The sequence below is a fragment of the Bisbaumannia salifodinae genome (assembly GCF_055388505.1).
In genome coordinates this window covers 312,731-337,466 of the sequence record NZ_AP043781.1, presented here as the reverse complement: position 1 = coordinate 337,466, position 24,736 = coordinate 312,731, and the positions used below count along the sequence as shown (strand labels likewise).

At 67.4% G+C, this 24,736-nt stretch carries 25 protein-coding genes and 1 pseudogene; 15 read left to right on the top strand and 11 right to left on the bottom strand.

The genetic code is table 11. From position 1 onward, the window contains the following. The first annotated feature begins 158 nt into the window (after window positions 1-158). The 12 genes from argS to tatC all read left to right on the top strand — a co-directional run bounded on the left by argS (window position 159) and on the right by tatC (window position 10,717). The gene (gene argS, locus ACZ5EF_RS01650; protein ID WP_346062789.1) at window positions 159-1,844 is read left to right on the top strand and encodes an arginine--tRNA ligase; all 1,686 of its coding nucleotides are present in this window, start codon (window positions 159-161) and stop codon (window positions 1,842-1,844) included. 216 nt (window positions 1,845-2,060) lie between these two features. After that, complete coding sequence (locus ACZ5EF_RS01645) at window positions 2,061-2,786, top strand: SPOR domain-containing protein (protein WP_346062790.1); 726 nt, start codon at window positions 2,061-2,063, stop codon at window positions 2,784-2,786. Window positions 2,787-2,931: 145 nt separating this feature from the next. Further along, window positions 2,932-3,450: an ATP-dependent protease subunit HslV gene (hslV, locus tag ACZ5EF_RS01640; RefSeq protein ID WP_251310285.1), complete on the top strand. Its 519-nt coding sequence runs from the start codon at window positions 2,932-2,934 to the stop codon at window positions 3,448-3,450. Window positions 3,451-3,460: 10 nt separating this feature from the next. Further along, window positions 3,461-4,783, top strand: a complete 1,323-nt coding sequence (hslU, locus tag ACZ5EF_RS01635; RefSeq protein WP_346062791.1) for an ATP-dependent protease ATPase subunit HslU — start codon at window positions 3,461-3,463, stop codon at window positions 4,781-4,783. Window positions 4,784-5,049: 266 nt separating this feature from the next. Then, window positions 5,050-5,433, top strand: a complete 384-nt coding sequence (locus ACZ5EF_RS01630) for a gamma-butyrobetaine hydroxylase family protein (protein WP_346062792.1) — start codon at window positions 5,050-5,052, stop codon at window positions 5,431-5,433. A 300-nt stretch (window positions 5,434-5,733) separates the two neighbouring features. After that, a complete protein-coding gene (gene ubiE, locus ACZ5EF_RS01625) occupies window positions 5,734-6,480 on the top strand; it encodes a bifunctional demethylmenaquinone methyltransferase/2-methoxy-6-polyprenyl-1,4-benzoquinol methylase UbiE (protein ID WP_346062793.1) in 747 nt (248 codons plus the stop codon). Between the two features lie 3 nt (window positions 6,481-6,483). Beyond that, entirely contained in the window at window positions 6,484-7,110 is a 627-nt protein-coding gene (locus ACZ5EF_RS01620) for a ubiquinone biosynthesis accessory factor UbiJ (RefSeq protein ID WP_346062794.1), read from the top strand. Next, window positions 7,107-8,729, top strand: a complete 1,623-nt coding sequence (gene ubiB, locus ACZ5EF_RS01615) for a ubiquinone biosynthesis regulatory protein kinase UbiB (RefSeq protein WP_346062795.1) — start codon at window positions 7,107-7,109, stop codon at window positions 8,727-8,729. Before ACZ5EF_RS01620 ends, ubiB begins: the two co-directional genes overlap by 4 nt. Before the next feature lie 29 nt (window positions 8,730-8,758). Continuing rightward, the gene (locus ACZ5EF_RS01610) at window positions 8,759-9,091 is read left to right on the top strand and encodes a phosphoribosyl-ATP diphosphatase (RefSeq protein ID WP_346062796.1); all 333 of its coding nucleotides are present in this window, start codon (window positions 8,759-8,761) and stop codon (window positions 9,089-9,091) included. 49 nt (window positions 9,092-9,140) lie between these two features. Continuing rightward, entirely contained in the window at window positions 9,141-9,395 is a 255-nt protein-coding gene (gene tatA / locus ACZ5EF_RS01605) for a Sec-independent protein translocase subunit TatA (protein WP_346062797.1), read from the top strand. A 6-nt stretch (window positions 9,396-9,401) separates the two neighbouring features. Continuing rightward, window positions 9,402-9,908 carry a Sec-independent protein translocase protein TatB gene (gene tatB, locus ACZ5EF_RS01600; protein WP_346062798.1) on the top strand — a complete coding sequence of 169 codons (507 nt, stop codon included), beginning with the start codon at window positions 9,402-9,404 and terminating at the stop codon, window positions 9,906-9,908. Next, window positions 9,905-10,717 carry a twin-arginine translocase subunit TatC gene (tatC, locus tag ACZ5EF_RS01595; protein ID WP_346062799.1) on the top strand — a complete coding sequence of 271 codons (813 nt, stop codon included), beginning with the start codon at window positions 9,905-9,907 and terminating at the stop codon, window positions 10,715-10,717. The genes tatB and tatC overlap by 4 nt, the downstream gene beginning before the upstream one ends. A gap of 545 nt (window positions 10,718-11,262) precedes the next feature. On the opposite strand, the gene elbB is transcribed toward tatC, so the two are convergent. After that, a complete protein-coding gene (gene elbB / locus ACZ5EF_RS01590) occupies window positions 11,263-11,922 on the bottom strand; it encodes an isoprenoid biosynthesis glyoxalase ElbB (protein ID WP_346062800.1) in 660 nt (219 codons plus the stop codon). A 243-nt stretch (window positions 11,923-12,165) separates the two neighbouring features. Here elbB and hemB point away from each other — a divergent pair, with 243 nt between their 5' ends. Continuing rightward, entirely contained in the window at window positions 12,166-13,167 is a 1,002-nt protein-coding gene (gene hemB / locus ACZ5EF_RS01585; protein WP_379729532.1) for a porphobilinogen synthase, read from the top strand. 39 nt (window positions 13,168-13,206) lie between these two features. Continuing rightward, on the top strand, window positions 13,207-15,402 hold the full coding sequence (ppk1, locus tag ACZ5EF_RS01580) for a polyphosphate kinase 1 (protein ID WP_346062802.1): 2,196 nt from the start codon (window positions 13,207-13,209) through the stop codon (window positions 15,400-15,402). A gap of 267 nt (window positions 15,403-15,669) precedes the next feature. On the opposite strand, the gene ACZ5EF_RS01575 is transcribed toward ppk1, so the two are convergent. From ACZ5EF_RS01575 to ACZ5EF_RS01565, 3 genes and pseudogenes are all read right to left on the bottom strand, one after another. After that, on the bottom strand, window positions 15,670-16,182 hold the full coding sequence (locus ACZ5EF_RS01575; protein WP_346062803.1) for a DUF3087 family protein: 513 nt from the start codon (window positions 16,180-16,182) through the stop codon (window positions 15,670-15,672). A 78-nt stretch (window positions 16,183-16,260) separates the two neighbouring features. Then, window positions 16,261-16,383: pseudogene (locus tag ACZ5EF_RS01570) on the bottom strand (IMP dehydrogenase); the annotation flags it as partial. Window positions 16,384-16,449: 66 nt separating this feature from the next. Further along, window positions 16,450-17,262, bottom strand: a complete 813-nt coding sequence (locus ACZ5EF_RS01565) for an alpha/beta fold hydrolase (protein ID WP_346062804.1) — start codon at window positions 17,260-17,262, stop codon at window positions 16,450-16,452. Window positions 17,263-17,382: 120 nt separating this feature from the next. Here ACZ5EF_RS01565 and ACZ5EF_RS01560 point away from each other — a divergent pair, with 120 nt between their 5' ends. Next, window positions 17,383-17,946: a CGNR zinc finger domain-containing protein gene (locus tag ACZ5EF_RS01560; RefSeq protein ID WP_346062805.1), complete on the top strand. Its 564-nt coding sequence runs from the start codon at window positions 17,383-17,385 to the stop codon at window positions 17,944-17,946. Between the two features lie 384 nt (window positions 17,947-18,330). On the opposite strand, the gene ACZ5EF_RS01555 is transcribed toward ACZ5EF_RS01560, so the two are convergent. From ACZ5EF_RS01555 to rho, 7 genes are all read right to left on the bottom strand, one after another. Beyond that, entirely contained in the window at window positions 18,331-19,407 is a 1,077-nt protein-coding gene (locus tag ACZ5EF_RS01555; RefSeq protein ID WP_346062806.1) for a 3-deoxy-7-phosphoheptulonate synthase, read from the bottom strand. A 289-nt stretch (window positions 19,408-19,696) separates the two neighbouring features. After that, window positions 19,697-19,822 carry a hypothetical protein gene (locus tag ACZ5EF_RS01550; protein ID WP_346062807.1) on the bottom strand — a complete coding sequence of 42 codons (126 nt, stop codon included), beginning with the start codon at window positions 19,820-19,822 and terminating at the stop codon, window positions 19,697-19,699. Window positions 19,823-19,983: 161 nt separating this feature from the next. After that, window positions 19,984-20,106 (bottom strand): hypothetical protein, encoded by a 123-nt coding sequence (locus ACZ5EF_RS01545; protein WP_285835166.1) that lies wholly within the window; start codon window positions 20,104-20,106, stop codon window positions 19,984-19,986. Between the two features lie 60 nt (window positions 20,107-20,166). Continuing rightward, entirely contained in the window at window positions 20,167-20,880 is a 714-nt protein-coding gene (gene folM / locus ACZ5EF_RS01540; RefSeq protein ID WP_346062808.1) for a dihydromonapterin reductase, read from the bottom strand. Further along, a complete protein-coding gene (locus tag ACZ5EF_RS01535; RefSeq protein ID WP_346062809.1) occupies window positions 20,877-21,638 on the bottom strand; it encodes an NAD(P)H-flavin reductase in 762 nt (253 codons plus the stop codon). Before ACZ5EF_RS01535 ends, folM begins: the two co-directional genes overlap by 4 nt. Continuing rightward, entirely contained in the window at window positions 21,635-23,131 is a 1,497-nt protein-coding gene (gene ubiD, locus ACZ5EF_RS01530) for a 4-hydroxy-3-polyprenylbenzoate decarboxylase (protein ID WP_346062810.1), read from the bottom strand. The genes ACZ5EF_RS01535 and ubiD overlap by 4 nt, the downstream gene beginning before the upstream one ends. 239 nt (window positions 23,132-23,370) lie before the next feature. After that, window positions 23,371-24,630, bottom strand: a complete 1,260-nt coding sequence (rho, locus tag ACZ5EF_RS01525; RefSeq protein ID WP_195860307.1) for a transcription termination factor Rho — start codon at window positions 24,628-24,630, stop codon at window positions 23,371-23,373. Window positions 24,631-24,736 lie beyond the last annotated feature (106 nt).

The following is a 24,736-nucleotide window of genomic DNA, read 5'->3' as shown; positions in this document are numbered from 1 at the left end:
AAGCCGCGGCCCAATTGCCGGAGTCAATATGAGAGGGCGTCTAAAGACCGGCCAGGCTTTAAAGCCGCGGCCCAATTGCCGATAATGGGCGTCTTTGCCACGCTTTCACCCGCCCCGGCCGCTATCCTGCGGCGGGGGACACAGGACATGCCGACCCCATGAAAGAGACCATTATCGCGCTGCTCGACGAGGCGCTCGCCAACCTCAAGCAGCAGGGCGTGCTGCCCGCGGAGACGTCCCCCACCATCAAGGTCGACCCCACCAAGGACAAGGCCCACGGCGACTACGCCACCAACCTGGCGCTGATGCTGGCCAAGCCGGCGGGCAAGAAGCCCCGCGACCTGGCCGAGGCCCTGGTGGCCGCCCTGCCCGAGAGCCCCGCGGTCAGCAAGACCGAGATCGCCGGCCCCGGCTTCATCAATTTCTTCGCCGCCACCGACGCCGTGGCCCAAGTGGTCGCCCAGGTACTGGAGAGCGGCGACGCCTATGGCCGCAGCCTCGCCGGCCAGGGCCAGAAGGTGCAGGTGGAGTTCGTCTCCGCCAACCCCACCGGCCCCCTGCATGTGGGCCATGGCCGCGGCGCCGCCATCGGCGATTCCCTGTGCCGCCTGCTGGAAGCCGTGGGCTATGACGTCACCCGCGAGTTCTACTACAACGACGCCGGCGCCCAGATCAGCAACCTGGCCCGCTCCGTGCAGGCCCGCGTCAAGGGTCTCGGCCCCGAGGACGCCGGCTGGCCGGAGGACGGCTACCGGGGCGGCTATATCCAGGACGTGGCCAACAGCTACCTGGCCGGCGAGACGGTCCACGCCGACGACCGCCATGTCACCGCCAAGGGCGACCCGGATGACCTCGACGCCATCCGCGAATTCGCCGTGGCCTACCTGCGCCGCGAGCAGGATCTCGATCTCAAGGCCTTCGGCGTCGAGTTCGACGTCTATTTTCTGGAGTCCTCCCTCTACGAGGAAGGCAAGGTCGAGGCCACCGTGGAACGGCTGATCGACAAGGGCCATACCTACGAAGAGGATGGCGCCCTGTGGCTGCGCACCACCGACTTCGGCGACGACAAGGACCGGGTGATGCGCAAGCAGGATGGCGGCTACACCTACTTCCTGCCGGACGTGGCCTACCACCTGGACAAGTGGCAGCGCGGCTTTACCCAGGTGATCAACGAACAGGGCGCCGACCACCACTCCACCGTGACCCGGGTGCGTGCCGGCCTGCAGGCCCTGGATGCCGACATCCCCCAGGGCTGGCCCGACTATGTGCTGCACCAGATGGTGCTGGTGACCCGCTCCGGGGTCGAGGTCAAGCTCTCCAAGCGCGCCGGCAGCTATGTGACCCTGCGCGACCTGATCGACGAGGTGGGCCGCGACGCCACCCGCTACTTCCTGGCCGCGCGCCGGGCCGACTCCCAGCTCACCTTCGATATCGACCTGGCCCGCTCCCAGTCCAACGACAACCCGGTCTACTACGTGCAGTACGCCCACGCCCGGGTATGCAGCGTACTGCGCCGCATCGAGAGCGAGGGGCAGGCCTTCGATCATGGCCTGGCCATGGCCAACCTGGCCTCCCTCACCGAGGACCAGGAGAAGGCGCTGATGAACCGCCTGGCCCGCTATCCCGAGGTGGTGACCCACGCCGCCACCTCGCGGGAACCCCAGCAGGTGGCCCAGTACCTCCAGGACCTGGCGGCGGATTTCCACACCTGCTACAACGCGGTCAAGGTGATGGTGGAGGACGACGCCCTGCGCAATGCGCGCCTGGCGCTGGGCCTGGCCACCCGCCAGGTGATCCGCAACGGCCTCGACCTGCTGGGTGTCGGCGCCCCCGAAGAAATGTAAGAAGCGTAAGGCCTGGGCCTCGACCCGCTTGTCAGGGCCGGCGCCCCGAGGAGATGTAAGGTCTGGGCCGCGACCGGCTTGTCAGGGCCGGTGCCCCCGAAGCGATGTGAAGGGATCTAAGCCCTGGTCCGTTGCCAGTGTTCCATCGAACCCTGCAACGGCCTCGACCGGCTTGTCAGAGCCGGCGCCCCGAAGCGATGTAAGGAGACGTCATTCATGGCCAGCCGCCGCCAGTCCAGCCCTCCCAAGCGCCGCGGCGCCTCGTCCCGCAAGCGCCCCGCCGCCCAGCGGCGTGGCCTGCCCGGCTGGCTATGGGGCGTCGGCGGCCTGCTGGCCGGCTACTTCCTGGCCCAGCACTTCCAGGCCTCGGCGCCGCCCCCCACCGCCACGGTGCTGCCACGCCCGGCCAGCGAGGCCCCGGCGGAGCGTACCGAGGCCCCCAGGACGCCGACCTTCGAGTTCTATACCCTGCTGCCGGAGTCGGAGGTGATCGCCCCACGCAGCGAGACCCAGGAGGCGGCCTCTCGCCCCACCCCGCCGCCACGCCCCGAGCGTCAGGAGACGACCGCCCCCACCAGCGACTCGACCTCCGATGAGGAGGATCCCATCGCCCGGGTGATCGCCGCCAACCTGGCCGAGAACGAGGCACGCAGCAGCACACCCGCCGCCAGCACACCAGCCACCGCCTCCTCCGCGGCATCCGGGCATCGCTATATGCTGCAGGCCGCCTCCTTCCGCGAGGTGAATGATGCCCAACGCCTGGCGGGTCGGCTGCGGGACTTCGGCCTGGTGGCGCGCATCAGCGAGGTCTCGGGCAGTGACGGCAACGCCTGGCACCGGGTCCAGGTGGGCCCCTACGAGGACACCCGGGAGCTCAACCGCGCCCAGGACCTGATGGTCACCCAGGGCATCGAACCGCTGCTGATTCGCCTGCAGAACTGAGCCTAGAACTCGGTGGCAGCGCTCGGAGCGCTTGAATTCGGGCCTTATCGCCCACACCTCCCCTGAAAGCCTACACACGGCGCCCGGCCGGGCGCCGAAAGTCATCGGGAGCCCCGGCTCCCCGTTACGGAGTCACCCCCCCTCCATGACCACGATCGTATCCGTGCGCCGCGGTGACCAGGTGGCCCTGGCCGGCGATGGCCAGGTCTCCCTCGGCAACACCGTGATGAAGGGCAATGCCAGCAAGGTACGTCGCCTCTATCGCGGCCAGGTCCTGGCCGGCTTCGCCGGCGGCACCGCCGACGCCTTCACCCTCTTCGAACGCTTCGAGGCCCAGCTCGAGAAACACCAGGGACACCTGACCAAGGCCGCCGTGGAGCTGGCCAAGGACTGGCGCACCGACCGCGCCCTGCGCCGCCTGGAGGCCCTGCTGGCGGTGGCCGACAAGAGCGCCTCTCTGATCATCACCGGCAACGGTGACGTGGTGGAGCCGGAGCGCGGCATCATCGCCATCGGCTCCGGCGGTAACTTCGCCCTCGCCGCGGCCCGCGCCCTGCTCGAGAATACCGAGCTCGGCGCCCGGGAAATCACCGAGAAGTCCCTGGAGATCGCCGGCGATATCTGCGTCTTCACCAATCACCACGTCACCCTCGAAGAGCTCTGAGGCCGTCCCCATGACCCAGATGACCCCCCGCGAGATCGTCCACGCCCTGGACCAGTACATCATCGGCCAGCAGGACGCCAAGCGCGCCGTGGCCATCGCCCTGCGCAACCGCTGGCGGCGCATGCAGCTCGACGACGACCTGCGCCCCGAGGTGACCCCCAAGAACATCCTGATGATCGGCCCCACCGGGGTGGGCAAGACCGAAATCGCCCGGCGCCTGGCCAAGCTGGCCAAGGCGCCCTTTATCAAGGTCGAGGCCACCAAGTTCACCGAGGTGGGCTATGTGGGTCGCGACGTGGAGTCCATCGTCCGCGACCTCACCGAGGCCGCCATCAAGCTGGTGCGCGAACAGGCCAAGGAAGAGGTGAGCCACAAGGCCGAAGACGCCGCCGAGGACCGCATCCTCGACGCCCTGCTGCCGCCGCCCCGGGGCCAGGAGGACACCCCCCGCCAGGACAGCTCCACCCGCCAGGTCTTCCGCAAGAAGCTCCGCGAGGGGCAGCTGGACGACAAGGAGATCGATATCCAGATCACCCCCCAGGCCCCGGGGGTCGATATCATGACCCCACCGGGCATGGAGGAGATGACCCAGCAGCTGCAGGGCCTGTTCGCCAACCTCGGCAAGCAGAAGACCGAGACCCAGCGGGTCAAGGTCAAGGATGCCTGGCAGCTGCTGCGCGACGAGGAGGCCGCCAAGCTGGTCAACGAGGAAGAGATCAAGAGCCGCGCCATCGAGGCGGTGGAGCAGCACGGCATCGTCTTCCTCGACGAGATCGACAAGGTCGCCAAGGGCAGCGGCCAGTCCAGCGGCGGCGAGGTCTCCCGGGAGGGGGTGCAGCGTGACCTGCTGCCGCTGATCGAGGGCTCCAGCGTCTCCACCAAGTACGGCATGGTGAAGACCGACCATATCCTCTTCATCGCCTCCGGCGCCTTCCATCTGGCCAAACCCTCGGACCTGATCCCCGAGCTGCAGGGGCGCCTGCCGATCCGCGTCGAGCTCAATGCCCTGAGCCCGGACGACTTCCAGCGCATCCTCACCGAGCCCTCCGCGGCGCTGACCAAGCAGTACCAGGCGCTGCTGGCCACCGAGGGCCTGACGGTGGAGTTTACCCAGGACGGCATCGAGCGCATCGCCGAGATCGCCTGGCGGGTCAACGAGGGCACCGAGAATATCGGCGCCCGCCGCCTGCACACGGTGATGGAACGCCTGCTGGAGGAGGCCTCCTACCAGGGCGGCGACCTCCAGGGCCCGCTGGTCGTCGACGCCGCCTATGTCGACTCCCAACTGGGCGAGCTGGCCATGGACGAGGATCTGTCCCGGTATATCCTCTAATCCCAGCCCGCGGCCTCAAGCTGTAAGCCTTGAGGCAGCGAGCCGCGCGGCGCCGGACAGGTTGTAGAGGGGGGCCTATGCCAGGGGTGAGAAGCACTGCTTCGAACGGGCTGGCCATGGATGGCCAGCACCGGTCCTGCAAGCGTAGCAGGACGCGAGAGCGAAGCAGGGCATCGGTAGCGTCCAGGGATGGATTCACAGCGCCCCCTCGTAGACCTGTCGCCGGGGTAGCCGCGCCTCCACCACGCCAGAAGCGGAGGCATGCCATGAGCGCCCCTATTCCGATCCGAGTGCACTACCACAAGACGCGCCGCGAGCTGGAGCTCGACTACGCCGACGGGCGCAGCTTCCGGCTGCCCATCGAGTACCTGCGGGTCTACTCCCCCTCCGCCGAGGTGCGCGGCCACGGCGGCGACGATGCCGTGCTGCAGGTGGGCAAGAAGGACGTGGGCCTGGCCAATATCACCCAGGCCGGCCGCTACGCCCTCAAGCTGCACTTCGACGACGGCCACGACAGCGGCCTCTATACCTGGGAGTACCTGCTCGATCTGGCCGAGCACCAGGCCCGCTACTGGCGGGACTACCTGGAGCGCCTGGAGGCCGCCGGCGCCTCCCGGGAGCCCCTGGGCATCCAGATCAAGCAGCTCTAGGTATCTCGTCCACCCGGCGACCCAGGGCTATCGCATTTAGTACACTTTCTGCACTGAGGCCCGGGGCTACCCTGGGGGCAGGCCATCGCGGGGCGCTGTGACCCCCTCCCTGGGCGCTACCGATGCCATCCCTGGCATAGGACCCCCGCTCCATCCTGCCCCCAGCGCCCCTCAGCCATGCCAGCTGCGCTAGCCCGGCATGCGACCCCGCGGCGCAGACAAGGCCGCGCCAAGCCGGCTACAATAGCGCCTGCCGTGGCGATCCGCCGCAATCACTCGACTGCTCGCTAGGAAGGGTTCATGGACAAGCGCACCACCCACTTCGGCTTCCAGGAAGTGCCCGTCGGGGAGAAGGCCTCGCGGGTCGCCGATGTCTTCCACTCGGTCGCCGCGCGCTACGACCTGATGAACGACCTGATGTCCCTGGGCATCCACCGCATCTGGAAGCGCCTGACCATCGAGCGGGCCGGGGTGCGTCCGGGCCACCGGGTGCTGGATATCGCCGGCGGCACCGGCGACCTGACCCTGAAGTTCTCGCGCCTGGTGGGCCCCCGGGGCAAGGTGGTGCTGGCCGATATCAACGCCTCCATGCTCAACGTGGGCCGCGACAAGCTGCTCGACAGCGGCGTCGGCGGCAACGTCGAGTATGTCCAGGCCAACGCCGAGTGCCTGCCCTTCCCGGACAACAGCTTCGACTGCATCACCATCGCCTTCGGCCTGCGCAACGTCACCGACAAGGACGCCGCCCTGCGCTCCATGGCCCGGGTGCTCAAGCCCGGCGGCCGCCTGCTGGTGCTGGAGTTCTCCAAGCCCCCCAGCGCCCTGCTCTCCAAGGTCTACGACGAGTACTCCTTCCGCCTGCTGCCCAGGATGGGCGAGCTGGTGGCCAAGGACCCGGACAGCTACCGCTACCTGGCCGAGTCGATCCGCATGCACCCGGATCAGGAGACCCTCAAGGGCATGATGGAGGCCGCGGGCCTCGAACGGGTCGAATACACCAATCTCACCGGCGGCATCGTCGCCCTGCACCGCGGGATCAAGCTCTGACCCATGCTGCTGGCCGCCCTCGAATCCACGCTTAACGCCCTGCTCGCCCGGGACCCCGCGGCCCCGGGACGGCTCGCCCGCCTGAATGGTGGTCGCCTGCTGCTGCGTCTGGAGCGCCCCGCCCTCGCCGTGCTGGTGCATTTCCATGACCGGGGCCTGATGCTGCTGCGCGCCGAGGCGTGCGAGGAGCATGACGCCGATGCCATCGTCGAGCTGGACGCCGAGACCCTCGGCGAACTGCTCGGCGGCGAGTCGGTGGAACGGCTGATGTTCCGGGGCAAGCTGGCGGTACGCGGTCGCGTGCCGCTGCTGGAGCAGGCCCGCGACCTGCTGCTGGACCTCGACCTGGACTGGGAGGCGGAGCTGGCCGGCTGGCTGGGCGACGTGCCGGCCCATAGCCTCGCCGAAGGCCTCCGCCGCCTGACCCGCTGGGGGCTGCGCAGCCATCACGAGCTGCGCGCCGACCTGGGCGAGTACCTCAGCGAAGAGGTACGCCTGCTGCCCGCGCGGCGCCAGCTGGAGGTGCTGCGCGACCACCTCACCGAGCTGGAGGTGGCCACCGACCGCCTCGAGGCACGGCTGGCTCGCCTGCGCCGCCTGGCGCAAGCCGTCGAGGAGCCCACCCCATGACCCTGCGCCTGGTGCGGATCTTCTGGGTGGTGACCCGCTACCGCCTGGATACCCTGATCCCCCTCGACCGCCTGCCCCTGCCGCTGCGCCTGCTGTTTATTCTCTCGCCACTGCGCCTGGTACCCATCGGCCAGCGCTCGCGCAGCGAGCGCCTGCGCCTGGCCCTGGAGGCCCTGGGGCCGATCTTCGTCAAGTTCGGCCAGATGCTCTCCACCCGCCGCGACCTGCTGCCCCCGGATATCGCCGACGAACTGCGCCGCCTGCAGGATCAGGTGCCCCCCTTCCCCGGCGAGGCCGCGGTGGCACGGGTCGAGGAAGAGCTGGAGATGAGCCTGACCGAGGCCTTCGCCCGCTTCGACAGCACGCCCCTGGCCTCCGCCTCCATCGCCCAGGTGCATGCCGCCACCCTGCATAGCGGCGAGGCCGTGGTGGTCAAGATCATCCGTCCCGGCATCGAACGGGTGATGCGCCAGGACATGGTACTGATGTACCGGGTGGCGCGGCTGCTCACCCTGGTGCCGGAGGCGCGCCGGCTGCGCCCCCTGGAGGTGGTTCGCGACTACGAGGCGACCCTGTTCGATGAGCTCGACCTGCACAAGGAGGCCGCCAACACCTCCCAGCTCAAGCGCAACTTCAAGGATTCGCCGCTGCTCTATGTGCCGGCCATTCACTGGCCGCTGACCCGCCGCGGCGTCATGGTCCAGGAGCGCATCCACGGCATCCCGGTAGCCGACCTGGCGGCCCTGGAGGCCCAGGGCACCGACCTCAAGAAGCTCGCCGAGCGGGGCGTGGAGATCTTCTTCACCCAGGTGTTTCGCGACAACTTCTTCCACGCCGACATGCACCCGGGGAATATCTTCGTCACCGAAGGCAAGCCCCAGGATCCCCAGTACATCGCCATCGACTGCGGCATCGTCGGCAGCCTGACCCGCGAGGACCAGGACTACCTGGCCCGCAACCTGCTGGCCTTCTTCCATCAGGACTACTACGAGGTGGCGGCGCTGCATATCGAGTCGGGCTGGGTCGGCGAGGGCACCCGGGCCAACGAGTTCGCCGCCGCCATCCGCGCGGTATGCGAACCGATCCTCGAGAAACCCCTCAAGGACATCTCCTTCGGCCAGGTACTGCTGGGACTCTTCCAGACCGCACGGCGCTTCAATATGGAGGTCCAACCACAACTGGTGCTACTGCAGAAGACCCTGCTCAATATCGAGGGCCTGGGGCGTCAGCTCTACCCGGACCTCGACCTGTGGAGCACCGCCAAGCCCTACCTGGAACGCTGGATGAAGGAGCGCGCCGGCCCCCGCGGCTTCCTGGAGTCGCTCAAGCGCCAGGCGCCGGAACTGACCCGGCAACTGCCGGAGCTGCCGGTGCTGGCCCACCAGGCCCTGACCCAGGTGGAGGCGGAACGCCAGCAGCGCCGCCGCCAGAGCGATGCCCTCGCCGGCATGCGCCGCCACCTCAAGCATGCCGCCCGGGGCGCCCGCCGGCTGCGCTTCGGCGTGCTGCTGCTGGCCCTGGCCCTGGCCTGGCAGCCCCTGCTGGCCTGGGCCGGGCAGCAGCCCTGGCCGGTACTGGCCGCCGCGGCCCTGGGTGCCCTGCTGCTGGCCTGGCACTGAATTCGACCCTTGACCCTGGAGTGTCATCGATGAGCGATATCCTCGAACGACTCGAAGCTGTGCTGGACGAGCGCCGCCATGCCGACCCCCAGAGCTCCTATGTGGCCTCGCTGCATCACAAAGGGCTCAACAAGATCCTCGAGAAGATCGGCGAGGAGGCCACCGAGGCCCTGCTGGCCGCCAAGGACGCCGAGGCCGGCGGCGAGGCCGAGCGACAAGCCCTGGTCGCCGAAACCGCCGACCTGTGGTTTCATAGCCTGGTGATGCTATCGCACCTGGATATCTCGCATCGGGCGGTGCTGGAGGAGCTGGCACGCCGCTTCGGCATGTCCGGGCTGGACGAGAAGGCCGCCCGGCAATGACAATGCAAGTCAGGCTCCCGGCGAGCCGGCATCCTGAAGGAGAGAGACTATGTTAGGCGGTATCAGTATCTGGCAGCTGCTCATCGTACTCGGCATTATCATCCTGATCTTCGGCACCAAGAAGCTGCGCAACGTGGGCAGCGACCTGGGGGGCGCCGTCAAGGGCTTCAAGAGCGCCATGAGCGAGGAAGAGAAGAAGAAGGAAGAAGAGGCCAGCCAGGCTCAGGTGAGCCACGACGACAAGGGCAACACCTACGACGTCAAGGCCGAACAGAAGCCCGAGGAATCGGAAGAGCGCAAGTAACCCGCCATGTTCGATATCGGCTTTCTCGAGCTGCTGCTGATCGGCGTGGTGGGCCTGCTGGTGCTGGGTCCCGAGCGCCTGCCCAAGGCCGCCCGCACCCTGGGGCTATGGATCGGCAAGATCAAGCGTACCGTCTCCGGCATGCAGCGCGAGATCAGCGCTCAGCTGGAGGCAGAAGAGCTGCGCCAGAAGCTCAACGAACAGCAGAAGAAGCTCGACGAGAGCCTCGGCCAGGTCAAGCGCGGGGTGGAGAGCATCGGGGAGCCGGACGATACCCAGGCGGCCGGCAAGGCACCGGGATCGGCCACGCCGGAGGCCAAGGGCCCATCGAACCCACCCTCCGACCAGGAGGGGGAGCCCCGGGAGCACGCCAGCCCCCTGGAGCGCCTGGATGATGCCCTGGCGCGCAAGGCCCACCGCGACACGGCCGATGCCGCTTCCGACACCGAGGGCACTTCTGCCCGGCCCCAGGACAGTGCCGCTTCACGCGCCAAGGATTCCTCCGCCCCATGAGCCAGAGCCCCGACCCCAAGGACCTCGCCCAGGCCCCGCTGATCGAGCACCTGATCGAGCTGCGCTCGCGGCTGATGCGGGCGGTGCTGGCGATCCTGGTGATCTTCCTCGGCCTCTACGCTTTCTCCAACGACATCTACACCTTCGTAGCCCAGCCGCTGATGGCGCTGCTGCCGGAAGGCTCCCAGATGATTGCCACCGAGGTGGCCTCGCCCTTCCTGGCACCCTTCAAGCTGACCCTGGTGGTAGCGGTCTTCGCCGCCATCCCCTATGTGCTGCACCAGGCCTGGGCCTTCGTCGCCCCGGGCCTCTACGATAATGAGAAGGCCCTGGCAGTGCCGCTGCTGGCCTCCAGCGTACTGCTCTTCTACGCCGGCGCCGCCTTCGCCTATTACGTGGTCTTCCCGCTGCTGTTCCAGTTCTTCACCCAGACCGGGCCGGAAGGCGTGACGGTGATGACCGATATCAATGCCTACCTCAACTTCGTTCTCAAGCTGTTCTTCGCCTTCGGGGTGGCCTTCGAGATCCCCATCGCCACCTTCCTGCTGATCGCCTCCGGCGCCACCACGGTGGAGAACCTCTCCAGGAAGCGGCCCTATATCTTCCTGGGCTGCTTCGTGGTGGGCATGCTGCTGACGCCCCCGGACGTGATCTCCCAGAGCCTGCTGGCGGTGCCCATGTACCTGCTCTACGAGGTGGGCCTGCTGTTCGGCCGCCTGGCCCGCAAGCGCCGCGCCAAGTCAGAAGCCGAGGCCGCCGACGAACCGAGCGAGAGCAACAGCGAGAACGCCAACGACGACCGCGCCTAGGGCACCTGTCGCCCTAAAAAACCGCCGCCGTGGGCTACCCACGGCGGCGGTTTTTTAGGGTTCATCGCAGATCAGCGTGAAGCCACGACATGGCAGATCTCCGGCTTGTCATTGTGGGAGTCCGGATTCCGGACGATTGGCGCCGACAGGCGCCTTGGTGCCTGCCAGATCGCCCTTCGGGCGATATCGCGCGGAATCCGCGCTCCCACGATAGTATTCACGCCAACGTGCGATGAACCTTTTTTATGCCTGGGAAACGCTGAACGGCCGACTTGGCTCCGGGCAAGGAAGGCGAGCGATTTCGCCGGGGCGCTGGGGTGCAGCGAGCCGGGTAGCGCAACTCGACAGGGATGTCGAGTTAAGACATGCGCGTCTGCGACCGGCGAGAGGGACCTCGGTCCGGCCTGGTGCGCGTCACCCGGCTCGCGGAGCCAACGGGGTTTCGGCCCGGTGCGAGCGAGCCTCCTTGCCCGTAGGCACAGGACACAAAGCCCAGGGCATAGGGCACAAGGCGCTCGAAGCTTCCAAGCTCCGGTATCGCCGGCTTAGGCCATCAGCTCGTCCAGCTTGTCCACCAGCTTGAAGATGCCCTCCCCCGCCTCGCTGATGCGGCTGGCCAGCATATAGGCCGGGGTGGTCACCACCCGGTTCTCGTGGTCGACGACGATATCGTCCACCGCGCAGCTGCGATGCAGGCCGCCCATGCTGCTGATGGCACCGGCCACCCCCGGGTCGTTGCCCACGGTCACGGCGATGCCGCTGCCCAGCAGCTTGGGCACCAGCACCGGGGCGATGCACATCAGGCCGATAGGCTTGCGCGCCTCATGGAAGGGCACCACGGCATCACGCAGCTGCGCCAGCACCTCCATGTCGGAGCCGGCCAGGGCGAAGTCGCAGAGGTTCTTGGCCACCCCGAAGCCACCGGGCAGCACCAGGCCGTCGAAGGCCTCGGCATCCAGCTCGGCCAGGGGGCTGATCTCGCCCCGGGCCAGGCGCCCCGCCTCTACCAGGACGTTGCGGGTCTCGCCCTCCACCGCCTCGCCGCGGTGATGGTCGATCACCTCCCGCTGGGCGATATCCGGGGCGAAACAGCGATACTCGATGCCCCGCTGATCCAGGCGCAGCAGGGTCAGGGTCGTCTCGTAGATCTCGGCGCCATCCTGGACACCGCACCCGGCAAGAATCACCGCTACCTTCTTGGTCATCATCGACTCCTCGCATTCGGCCCGACCCGCGGGCCCCAGGGAAACAGTGGAGACCTTACTCTAGAGGCTCGCCCGGGGTGCGACAAGCGGCGCCTGCCGAGGCTCGGGCCGCCCTGATATACTGCCTTCCCATGCCCCCCAGGGGCCCCATCGATTCCTCCCGCCGCTGTCACCGAACTGTCATCGCCATGGGCGATAGTCGGATGACGGGGCGGCCTCGACCGGAGAATGACCTTGAGCCTGATGACGTCTCGCCAGTTCCCCGCGGCGCGCCTGCGGCGCATGCGCAAGGATGACTTCTCGCGCCGCCTGATGCGTGAAAACGTGCTGACCCCCGCCGACCTGATCTGGCCGGTCTTCGTGCTGGAAGGCGAGAATCGCCGCGAGGCGGTGCCCTCCATGCCCGGGGTCGAGCGGCTGTCACTGGATCTGCTGATCGAGGAGGCCCGGGAAGCCCTGGCACTGGGTATTCCCGCCCTGGCGCTCTTCCCGGTGGTGGACGCCGAGTTGAAGAGCGAGCTGGCCGAGGAGGCCTATAGCGCCTCGGGCCTGGTGCAGCGCAGCGTGCGCGCCCTCAAGGCCGCCGTGCCGGGGCTGGGCATCATCACCGACGTGGCCCTCGATCCCTACACCAGCCACGGCCAGGACGGCATCCTCGACGCGGAGGGCTATGTCCATAACGACCGCACCGTGGAGACCCTGCTCAAGCAGGCCCTCTCCCACGCCGAGGCCGGCGCCGACGTGGTGGCCCCCTCGGACATGATGGACGGCCGCATCGGCGCCATTCGCCAGGTGCTGGAACAGGAGCAGTTGGTCAATACGCGGATCATGGCCTATAGCGCCAAGTACGCCTCCCACTACTACGGTCCCTTCCGGGACGCCGTGGGCTCCGCCGCCAACCTGGGCAAGGCCGACAAGAGCACCTACCAGATGGACCCGGCCAACGGCGACGAGGCCCTCCACGAGGTGGCCCTCGACCTGGCCGAAGGCGCCGACATGGTGATGGTCAAGCCCGGCATGCCTTACCTGGACGTGGTGCGCCGGGTCAAGGAGGAGCTCAGGGTCCCGACCTTCGCCTACCAGGTGAGCGGGGAATACGCCATGCATATGGCCGCCTTCGAGAACGGCTGGCTGGATGCCGACCGGGTGATCCTGGAGTCACTGCTCTGCTTCAAGCGCGCCGGCGCCGATGGGGTGCTGACCTACTTCGCCAAGCGGGCGGCGCGACTGCTCAACAACGCCTGATGACGGGGCCGTGCCTCGTCATCACCCGAGGAGACACGGATGACGACGCTGCACGGCCCTCACACCTCCCATACCGCCCAGGCTCCCCTACGCGGGGAGCCCGCCGGCGAGCTGCGCCTCAACCGCCACCGCCCCGGCATCAAGGCCAAGCCGCTGCCGGCCCCGGAGGCGGCCCTGGACGACCCGGCCCTGTATATCAACCGCGAACTCTCCCACCTGGAGTTCAATATCCGGGTGCTGGAGCAGGCCCTGGATCCGGCCCATCCGCTGCTCGACCGCCTGCGCTTCCTGCTGATCTTCTCCTCCAACCTGGACGAGTTCTTCGAGATCCGCGTCGCCGGTTTCAAGCACAGCCTGGCCCTCGGCCGTGACGAGAGCGGCGCCGACGGCCTGCCGGTGCCCCAGTTGCTGGCGGAGATCTCGCGGCTGACCCATGAGCAGGTGGGGCGCCAGTACCGTATCCTCAACGAGCTGCTGCTGCCGGCCCTGGAGGAGCAGGGCATCCGCTTCCGACGCCGGGACGCCTGGACCGAGGAGCAGGCGGCCTGGGTGGCGGACTACTTCGAGTCGCGGATCCTGCCGGTGATCAGCCCCATCGGCCTGGATCCCTCCCACCCCTTCCCGCGGCTGGTCAACAAGAGCCTCAACTTTATCGTCGAGCTGGAGGGCAAGGACGCCTTCGGCCGCGAGGGCGGACTGGCCATTCTGCCCGCCCCGCGCTCGCTGCCGCGGCTGATCGGCTTGCCCGAATCACTCTGCGAGGAAGGCGTGAAGGAGTATGTCTTCCTCTCCTCGATGATCCACGCCCATGCCGGCGAGGTCTTCCCCGGCATGAAGGTGCAGGGGTGCTATCAGTTTCGCCTGACCCGCAATGCCGACCTCTCGGTGGATCCCGAGGCGGTCTCGGACCTGGCCTCGGCGCTGCGCGGCGAGCTGCTGGCCAGGCGCTACGGCAGCGGCGTGCGCCTGGAGATGGCCGACAACTGCCCCGAGGAACTGGCCAGCTTCCTGCTCAAGCAGTTCGAGCTGGAGGAGAGCGACCTCTATCGGGTCAACGGCCCGGTCAACCTGACCCGCATGATGGCGGTGATCGACGACGTGGCGCGCGCCGAGCTGGTCTACCGCCCCTTCACCCCGAGCCTACCTAAGGCGCTGAGCCGGGGCGGCAGCCTCTTCGACGCCATCGCCGGCGGCGATATCCTGCTCCATCACCCCTTCCAGTCCTTCGCCCCGGTGGAGGACCTGCTGGCGGAGGCGGCCCGGGACCCGGAGGTGCTGGCCATCAAGCAGACCCTCTACCGCACCGGCGCCGACTCGCCGATCGTCGGCGCCCTGGTGGAGGCGGCCCGGGGCGGCAAGGAGGTCACGGTGGTGATCGAGCTGCGGGCGCGCTTCGACGAGGCGGACAACCTGGCCCTGGCGGCCAAGCTGCAGGAGGCCGGGGCCATCGTCATCTACGGGGTGATGGCCTACAAGACCCACGCCAAGCTGCTGCATATCGTGCGCCGCGAGCGGGGCGGGCTGCGCTACTATGCCCACCTGGGCACCGGCAACTATCACACCAAGACGGCACGCCTCTACACCGACTACAGCCTCTTCACCGCCGACCCGGTACTCTGCGAGGACGTCTTCCAGCTCTTCCAGCAGCTCTCGGGGATGGGCAAGCAGCGGCGCATCGATGCCCTGCTGCATGCCCCCTTCACCCTCCACGAGGGCCTGGTGGCGATGATCGACCGGGAGGCGGAACACGCCCGCCAGGGACGCCGTGCCCACCTGATCATCAAGTGCAACTCGCTGACCGAGCCCAAGCTGATCCGCGCCCTCTACCGGGCCTCCAAGGCGGGGGTGGAGTGCGACCTGATCATCCGCGGCCAGTGCTGCCTGCGCCCGGGGGTGCCGGGCATCTCGGAGACGATCCGCGTGCGCTCCATCGTCGGGCGCTTCCTGGAGCATACCCGGGTCTTCTACTTCCATAACGACGGCAAGGGCGAGGTATGGGGCTCCAGCGCCGACTTCATGACCCGCAACATGTTCCACCGGGTGGAGACCTGCTTCCCGCTGCGCGACAGGAAGCTGGCCGCCCGGGTGCGCAAGGACCTGGAGACCTATCTGGTGGATAACTGCCAGAGCTGGCTGCTGCAGCCCGATGGCAGCTACCTGAAGCAGCACCCCGGCGAGGCGGCGCCGATCAGCGCTCAGGAGACCCTGCTCTACGCCTATGCCACCAAGGCATAGCAAAGGCGAAGCAAAGGCGAAGCAAAGGCGCAGGGTACTCGGTACCGCCGTACTGGCTTGCTCGCTTCTCTCCAGGACGAAACCCTGACGCTACGCTCGCGACTGACGCGTCGGGCCGGACCGAGGTCCCTCTCGCCGGCCCTGGATGCGACATCCCTGTCGATCCCCGCTAGTCGCTCGCGTCTCGTCAGCGTCCTGGCGACGTCGCTTCGCCAGCCAGTGCGGCTCATCCCACTCACCAGCGAGCCGGCGGATCAAACAACCCGATCAGGACTTTTTAAAGGCCTGCAGATCCTGGGGATCGAAGCCCTCCACTGCCTCCGACAGGCCGCGCTCGGCGCGCCACTGGCGCACCTTGAGGCGCTCCGCCAGCAGCTCGCCGTCGTCGTCCAGGGTGCGGCCGTTGAGTTCCGCGAGCTGGGCCATGCCCTGGTGGTAGAAGGTCAGCAGATGCAGGGCCGAGTTATTGCCCTCCTCCACCGCCTCGCGCAGCGTTCTCAGGTAACCGCTGACCTTGGAGAGGTGGCCCTTGAGCTGCCACACATAGCGCACCTCGGTCATCCAGGGCCGCTCCTTGAGGGCGGCGAAGACCAGGCTGGTGGCGATCAGCCCCAGCAGCACCCCCAGGGCATTGAGCCAGAGACTGGAGCCGAAGGCATGCACCAGCAGCTGGGAGAAGAGCAGCCCGAAGACCAGCAGCTGGCCCGCCATGGCCAGGCTGATCAGGCGCGCCTTGCGGCGGTAGGTCTCGGGGTCGTGGGTCTCGAAGCGGAACATCATCGGCAAAAGGTCCTGGGCATCACGGGATGGCTGGCGATTATCCCGTGATACCGCCCCCGGGTAAATTCAGCCTAAACAGTTGAGGTAGAGGTCGCGAGTCAGGCGAGTCCAGAGGCTGACGTCCTTGGGCAGGACCTCGGAGTAGCCAAGTACGAGTAATACGTCATCGAACGTAAGAGCTTCTTGGGTCATACGTAGCATAATCGGCAACACCCAGTGCGCTGGTGGGAAGAGGAAGGCGAGGTTAATCAACCACCCGACCTTGCATCAACGCAACACCTGCTCCAGGGCGGCGGCGATGGCCTCCGGGGCATCCTCCTGGACCAGGTGTCCGGCCTCGGCCACCGGCGTGAGGGTCGCCCCGGGCAGCCTCGTCTGTAGCTCGCGTCCTCGGGCGATAGGCACCCAGCTGTCCCGCTCGCCCCACAGCAGTTGCACCGGGCACCGCACCCGGGCCAACAGGGGCGCGATCTCGTCAGTGTAGCTCTGGTCCATCTGAGCGATCTGGCGGTAGAACCCCGCCTGCCCCACCTCGCCCCGCCAGGGAGCGCAATAGGTCTCCAGGGCCTCCTCGGATAGCGGCCGCCAGGCGGCGTCCTGCAGGTACGCTCGCAGCAGGGCCTCATGGAGATAGGGCGGCAGGCCGCGGAAGGCCTCCTCGTGCCGACGAACATGCTGGACGAAGGGCGAGCCCCAAGGCGACAGCACGACCGGGTCTACCAAGGTTAGGCTGCGATAGTCCAGGCCATCGAGCAAGTGGGCGCGCAACGCCGTGGTGCCACCGAAGTCATGGGCCAGCACATCCGGCGCCTCGAGCCGCCAGTGTGCGAACAGCGCCGCCAACAGGCGGTTCTGCACGCCCAGTGATACGTCCTGCTCTGCGCGCTTCGCCGAGCGTCCGTAGCCCAGCAGGTCAAAGAGGTGGACCCGCCGCCAATGCTGGAGGTGCGGTACCAGGCGCCGCCACACCCGCGACGAGAATGGCGTGCCATGGATTGCTACCAGCGGCGGGCCCTCGCCCACCACCTCGGTATGTACGAACTGCCCTTCGAAATGGAACCCCAAGCGTGATGCCGCCATCCGACTAACCCTCTTTATCAATTTTAGGCATTAGCCAGTCAAGACCAAAAAGCCTAACTTGTAAAGAGCATTTAAAGCATTAAACTGGTAGGCTACTCTCTCACGCACTACTGGACGCCCATGGATCGACGCCCCTGGACCGAACACGACTTCATCGCCGGCGATCCCTGCCTCGACTTCCTCAACACCATCGGGGATACCGGCAAGACGCGCACCCAGGAGCACCTGGTGGATGCCCAAGCGCTGGACGACTGGGCGCTGGCCCGAGGCCTGATCTCCCCGGACGAGGCACCGGCCAGCTCCTCCCGGGAACTGGCGGCGGTGCTCACCATGCGCGAGGGCCTGCATGCCCTCTTCGCCTCGATCGCCCGGGGAGAGGCCAACGCCCTAGCCTGGGAGGTGGTGCGCGGCGACCTCGCCGCAGCTCTCGCCGTCAGCCAGCTGGCCAAGCCGTCCCCCGCGATGCTGACCGCCCCACGGCTGCCCGAGCGACTTGCCCTGGCCGCCCTGGCGCTGCTGCACGACGGCCGTGTGGCGCGGCTCAAGGAGTGCGGTCGCTGCAGTTGGCTGTTCCTCGACCAGTCCAAGGCCCGTCGACGCCGCTGGTGCCGCACCGAGGTGTGCGGAAATCGGGCACGAGTCGAGCGCCATTACCGTAAGCGCCATGGCCCCGAGCCCCCCTGACGTCCCAAGCTCGGCGTGTGTCGAGACGGGGCTCCTGGCGTGGAGTCGGCAGGATCGGGGCAGGGGCGGGTCACCGCCGCCGGACGAGGTGTGGCGGAGGGAAACCTCGTGAGACTGGCCACCTCAGTCATTGCAGAGCTATCGCAGTTAGCCCCCTTCCCTGTTTAGGCCCAAGGCTATCCTGGGGACAGGCACTTCGGAAGGCCGGCCCCGCGCAAAGACGCGGTGAATCCCTCCATGGACGCTCGACTTTTTCCTGAGGCGCTACGCTATCCTGCTTCGCGTTCAGGACCGGGGTAGGCCATCCATGGCCTACCCGTTCGGAGCAGTGCTCCTCACCCCTGAAAAAGGCGCTTTGCTCCGGCCGGCCCCAGCGCCCCTGAATTATTCTGAAGTGCTGAGCCTGAACCGTTCCGCCGCCAATTGCAGCAGATGCTCGGTGCTCTCCCAGCCCAGGCAGGCATCGGTCACCGAGACGCCGTAGCGCAGCGCACCAGGATTAAGGGGCTGCTTGCCCTCGTGGAGGTGGCTCTCCAGCATCACCCCACACAGCGCCGTCTCCCCGGCCAGACGCTGGGCCAGCACGTCCAACAGCACCTCGCTCTGGCGGCGGTGATCCTTGCGCGAGTTGGCGTGGCTGCAATCCACCATCAGCCTCGGGGTCAGTCCCGCCTCGCTCAGCGCCCGGCGTGCCTTGACCACGTGAGGCGCCTGATAGTTGGGCTCGCCGTGGCCACCGCGCAGCACCAGGTGAGTATGGGCATTGCCCGGGGTGGTGCGCATCACCGGCTGCCCATCCGCGCCGAGGGCGAAGTGGTGGTGGGAGCGGGCGGCGGCCTGGATGGCGTCGATGGCCACCTGGGTGCCGCCGTCGGTAGCGTTCTTGAAGCCCACCACGGCCCCCAGGCCGCTGGCCAGTTCGCGATGGATCTGGGATTCGGTGGTGCGGGCGCCGATGGCGGCCCAGGCCAGCAGGTCCTCCAGGTAGGGGGCGATCATCGGCTGCAGCAGCTCGGTGGCCACCGGCAGGCCCAGATCGACGATCTCGCGCATCAGTTCCCGGGAGAGCGCCAGCCCATGGGGCATGTCGTCGCTGCCGTCCAGGTGAGGATCATAGGCCAGGCCCTTCCAGCCCACCGTGGTGCGGGGCTTTTCCACATAGACCCGCATCACCACCAGCAGCCGATCGGACACCGCCTCGGCGAGCGGCGCCAGCCGCCGGGCGTACTCCAGGGCCGCCTTGGGGTCATGGATGGAACAGGGTCCCACCACCACCAGCAGGCGATCGTCGCGCCCCTCGAGGATGGCGTGGATGGCCTCGCGCTGGGCCGCGACGCGGGCCCGCTGGCCGGCATCCAGGGGCAGGCGCTGGCGCAACTGGGCGGGACTGGGCAGGGGCCGTTCAAGCGACTCGGTCATGGGGGCCTGGGATTGCTCGGCAAGGGCGAGATGGGCATTCATCGTAACGAACTCCGGTCATGGCATCGGTTGGCGTGGCCACCCAGAATCACCCGGCCGGAGGTGGCAGCTGATGCCGACCGAGCGCCGCTAAATCGCCAGCTACCATAGCCGTAATAGGCCAGGGAAACGGGGCGAAGGGCGGCGTAGGTATCGCGGTCGAACATCGGCTGACTCCTGTCAGTTTGCTGTCTATGTGGTTCCCAGAACGCAGAACCCCCGGGCGGGGTTGCCGTCCGGGGGTTCGATACGCTGGCGGCAACCCTGGTCGGGGCGCGCCTGGTGGCTGGGCTCAGCGCCTGGCCACCGGCACGCCGGCGCTAAACCAATAGCCATAACCGCGCCAGCCGGCACCCAGCACGCGCTCGCCGCCGGAGGCGGTGAGAGACAGCGGGGTCGGGAGGGCACGGTTGAGCATTTGGGGGCTCCGTCGCGAAGGGGAATCTGGCTTTACATCCTACACGGACCAGGCCGCTTGGCAACCCCCGGCCGGGCCACGGGATATTGCAGTTAGCTTTGTAGCCCGGGGCTACCCTTAGCTACTTCAACTACGATGGCCCTGCGACCTCGCCACGGGCCTTAGCCGAAGAGACGCACCAGGGCCATGGTGCCGGGCAGGGCCGTCATGCCGAGGAAGACCACCAGGCCGATTACCACCAGCAGCACGCCGGTGTCGTCCTTGAAGTTGGGATCATGGGCCATCGTCTTGCTCCTTCAGTCAACGAGTTCGTCTTCAGTCTAGCCGCCCCGAGGGGACGGCCCTCAACGCAGGTGACGGCCGCCATCCACCGGCAGGGTCACCCCGGTCACGTAGCGGTTATCGAGCAGGTAACGCAGGCTCTGGTAGATCACCCCGGGGCCCGGGACCATCTCCATCAGCGACTTGGCCCTGGCCTTCTCGGCATAGGCCTCGTCGTCCCCCGCGTTGAGCATGATCAGCGCCGGGGCGATGGCATTGACTTGGATCCGCGGGGCATACATGGCGGCGAACGATAGCGTCAGGTTATCGAGCCCCGCCTTGGTGGCGGCGTAGGCGGCGTGCTTCTTGGAGCCCTTGCGCACCACATAGTCGGTCATATGCACGATATCCCGCTGGGGCTCGCTGCACGCCTCCAGCAACTCGCGACAGTGCAGGTTGATCAGGTAGGGCGCCTGCATATGCACCCGGAACAACCGCTCGAAGTCGGCGCCCGCCTCGCTCCCGGTGCCGTCCGGCGCCCAGTCGCCGGCGTTATGCACGATGGCGCGCAGCGACGAGGTCTGCGCCTTGAGGCGGGCGATAAAGTCGAGGATGCCCGCCTCGCTGGAAAAATCGGCCGGCAGGGTCACCACGCCGCGCCGGCGCAGCTCGTCGAGCTCCGGGCGCTCGCGGCGATGGCTGATGATCACCGGATGACCGTCGTCGAGCAGGCGCTCGGCGCAGTGGCGCCCCAGGCGCTGGGCACCGCCGGTGATCAATACCGGCGAGGCGCTCACGACGAGGCTTCCTGACGCGGCAACAGCGGCTCCCGGGGGGCATAGGCGAAGACATCGGAGAACACCCGCGGCGCCTCCAGGCCCAGGGGCGCCAGCGCGTCCAGGCAGGCGTAGACCATGCCCGGCGAGCCGGAGAGGTAGACGTCATGGCCAGCCACCGAGCCCAGGTCACGCGACAGCGCCTCGTCGATACGCCCGATATGGCTACGGATGCGCTCGCCGTCGAAGGGCTCCTCCGGCGCCACCTCCATCACCCCGTGGAAGTGGAAGTGAGGGTGCCGCTCGGCCCACTCCCGGGCCTGGCTCTCCAGGTAGAGATCGCGGCGCTCGCGCACCGCCCACCACAGCTGGATGGGCCGCTCATGGGCGACGAAGGCCGCCTCGAGCATCGCCTTCATCTGGGCGAAGCCGGTGCCGGCGGCGATCAGCGTCAGGGGGCGCCGGCTGTCGCGGTCGAGGATGCAGTCGCCACCGGGCAGGCGCAGGGTCAGCTGGGCGGCGTGCTGCATCATCTCGCGCAGCCGCGCCGAATTGGAGCGCTCCGGCCAGTGCTGGATATGCAGCTCCAGGATGCCGTCGTCCACATGGGCATTGGCGATGGAGAAAGGCACCCAGGTGCCCTCGTCCAACTGCAGCTCCAGGTACTGCCCCGGCGCATGGGACAGCGCCTCGGGCCGCCCCTCCAGGGTCACGCGGAAAACGTCGGGGGTGAGATCCTCCACCGCCGCGACATGGCAGGTCACTGTCCTGGCCGTCATGATGTCCTCTTGTGGTTAGTCGCCGGCAGTTCGATGCCCAGCTCGTCCCAGCGGGCGTCGACCCGGGCCTTGATGGCCTCGTCCATTACGATGGGGGTGCCCCACTCGCGGTCGGTCTCGCCGGGCCATTTATTGGTGGCGTCCATGCCCATCTTGGAGCCGAGCCCCGCCACCGGCGAGGCGAAATCCAGGTAGTCGATGGGGGTGTTCTCCACCAGCAGGGTGTCCCGGGCCGGGTCCATGCGGGTGGTGATGGCCCAGATCACGTCTTCCCAGTTGCGGGCGTCCACGTCGTCGTCCAGCACGATCACGAACTTGGTGTACATGAATTGGCGCAGGAAGCTCCATACCCCCATCATCACCCGCTTGGCGTGGCCCGGGTACTGCTTCTTCATGGTCACCACCGCCATGCGGTAGGAGCAGCCCTCCGGGGGCAGGTAGAAGTCGACGATCTCCGGGAACTGCTTGCGCAGGATGGGCACGAAGACCTCGTTGAGGGCCAGCCCCAGGATCGCCGGCTCGTCCGGCGGGCGCCCGGTGTAGGTGGAGTGGTAGATGGCGTCGCGGCGCATCGTCATGCGGGTCACGGTGAACACCGGGAAGGACTCCACCTCGTTGTAGTAGCCGGTGTGGTCGCCATAGGGGCCTTCCGGGGCCATGTCCTCGGGGTGGATAAAGCCCTCGAGGATGATCTCGGCGGAGGCCGGCACCTGCAGGTCGGCATGGCCGCAGTCGACCAGCTCGGTGCGTGAGCCGCGCAACAGCCCGGCGAAGGCGTACTCGGAGAGGCTGTCCGGCACCGGGGTCACGGCACCCAGGATGGTGGCCGGGTCGGCGCCGAGCGCCACCGCCACCGGGAAGGGCTCGCCGGGATGGGCCTGCTGGAACTCCTGGAAGTCCAGGGCCCCGCCGCGGTGGGAGAGCCAGCGCATGATCAGGCGATTGCGGCCAAGCTTCTGCTGGCGATAGATCCCCAGGTTCTGGCGCTTCTTGTGGGGGCCCTTGGTGACCACCAGGGCCCAGGTGACCAGGGGCGCGGCGTCGCCGGGCCAGCAGTGCTGGATGGGCAGGCGATCCAGGTCGACGGCGTCACCCTCCAGCACCACCTCCTGCACCGGGGCCTTGCTCACCACCTTGGGCCCCATGCTCAGCACCTGCTTGAAGATCGGCAGCTTCTCCCAGGCGTCCTTGAGCCCCTTGGGCGGGTCCGGCTCCTTGAGGTAGGCGAGCAGCTTGCCCACCTCGCTCAGCGCCGCCACGGAGTCCTCCCCCATGCCCAGCGCCACCCGGCGCGGGGTGCCGAAGAGGTTGCCCAGCAGCGGCATGTCGTGACCCTTGACGTTCTCGAACAGCAGCGCCGGGCCCCCGGCCCGCAGGGTGCGGTCGCAGATCTCGGTGACCTCCAGGTAGGGGTCCACCTCGGCGCGAATCCGCTGCAGCTCGCCCTGGGCCTCCAGGGCCGCTATAAAGTCCCGCAAATCCTTATATTTCACAGGGTTATTCCCTATGGCTAAACGGCAAAGGGGCAGCATAACATGCTGCCCCTCGGCGTTACTTGCTGATTCCATCGAGTCAGGGTCACTACACCTATCGTCACCAAGACGTTGAGAGATGGCCGTCGCGAGCGAAGGCGAGACCAGGCGGAAAACAGCAAAAGCGCGGAGTTTACTTTAGTAAATGAGCAGCTTGAGCTGTTTTCCAACGCCGTATCGCCGAGCGCAGCAGGCCAGGATCAACGCCGCTTCATGGCCTCGAAGAACTCCAGGTTGGTCTTGGTATCCTTCAGGCGGTCGATCAGGAACTCGGTGGCCGCCACGTCCTCCATGGGGTTGAGCAGCTTGCGCAGGATCCACATGCGCTGCATCTCGTCCTCGGAGGCCAGCAGGTCCTCGCGGCGGGTGCCGGAGCGACGGATATTGATGGCCGGGTAGACGCGACGCTCGGCGAGCTTGCGGTCCAGGTGGGCCTCCATGTTGCCGGTGCCCTTGAACTCCTCGAAGATCACCTCGTCCATCTTGGAGCCGGTATCCACCAGTGCCGTGGCGATGATGGTCAGGCTACCGCCTTCCTCGATGTTCCGCGCCGCACCGAAGAAGCGCTTGGGCTTCTCCAGGGCGTGGGCATCGACACCGCCGGTGAGTACCTTGCCGGAGCTGGGCACCACGGTGTTATAGGCCCGCGCCAATCGGGTGATGGAGTCGAGCAGGATCACCACGTCCTTCTTGTGCTCCACCAGGCGCTTGGCCTTCTCGATCACCATCTCGGCGACCTGGACGTGGCGCGCCGGCGGCTCGTCGAAGGTGGACGCCACCACCTCACCGCGCACCGTGCGCTGCATCTCGGTGACCTCCTCGGGCCGCTCGTCGATCAGCAACACGATCAGGTGACACTCGGGATTGTTGCGGGTGATGGAGGTGGCGATGTTCTGCAGCATCAGCGTCTTGCCGGCCTTGGGCGGCGAGACCAGCAGGCCGCGCTGGCCCTTGCCGATGGGCGCGGTCAGGTCGATGATCCGTGCGGTAAGATCCTCGGTGGAGCCGTTGCCGATCTCCATGCGCAGCCGCTCCTGGGGGAACAGCGGCGTGAGGTTCTCGAAGAGGATCTTGTGCTTGGCGTTCTCCGGCTTGTCGAAGTTGATCTGGCTGACCTTGAGCAGGGCGAAGTAGCGCTCACCCTCCTTGGGGGGCCGGATCTTGCCGGAAATGGAGTCGCCCTTGCGCAGGTTGAAGCGACGAATCTGCGACGGCGACACATAGATGTCGTCGGGGCCGGCCAGGTAGGAACTATCGGCGCTGCGCAGGAAGCCGAAACCGTCCTGCAGGATCTCCAGCACGCCGTCGCCATAGATATCCTCGCCGCTCTTGGCGTGCTTCTTGAGGATGGCGAAGATGATGTCCTGCTTGCGCGACCGGGCCAGATTATCGATCCCCATTTCACGGGCGATATCCAGCAGTTCGGGGACGCTCTTTTGCTTGAGTTCGGTAAGGTTCATGGATTCGTTCAGAAATTGCTCGTGTCAGCGTGACGGCAAGGCGCCGGGAAACGACAGGAGGCGGTGACGATGCGCCGCGTATGATGCGTTCAGGGCCCTGGGGCGT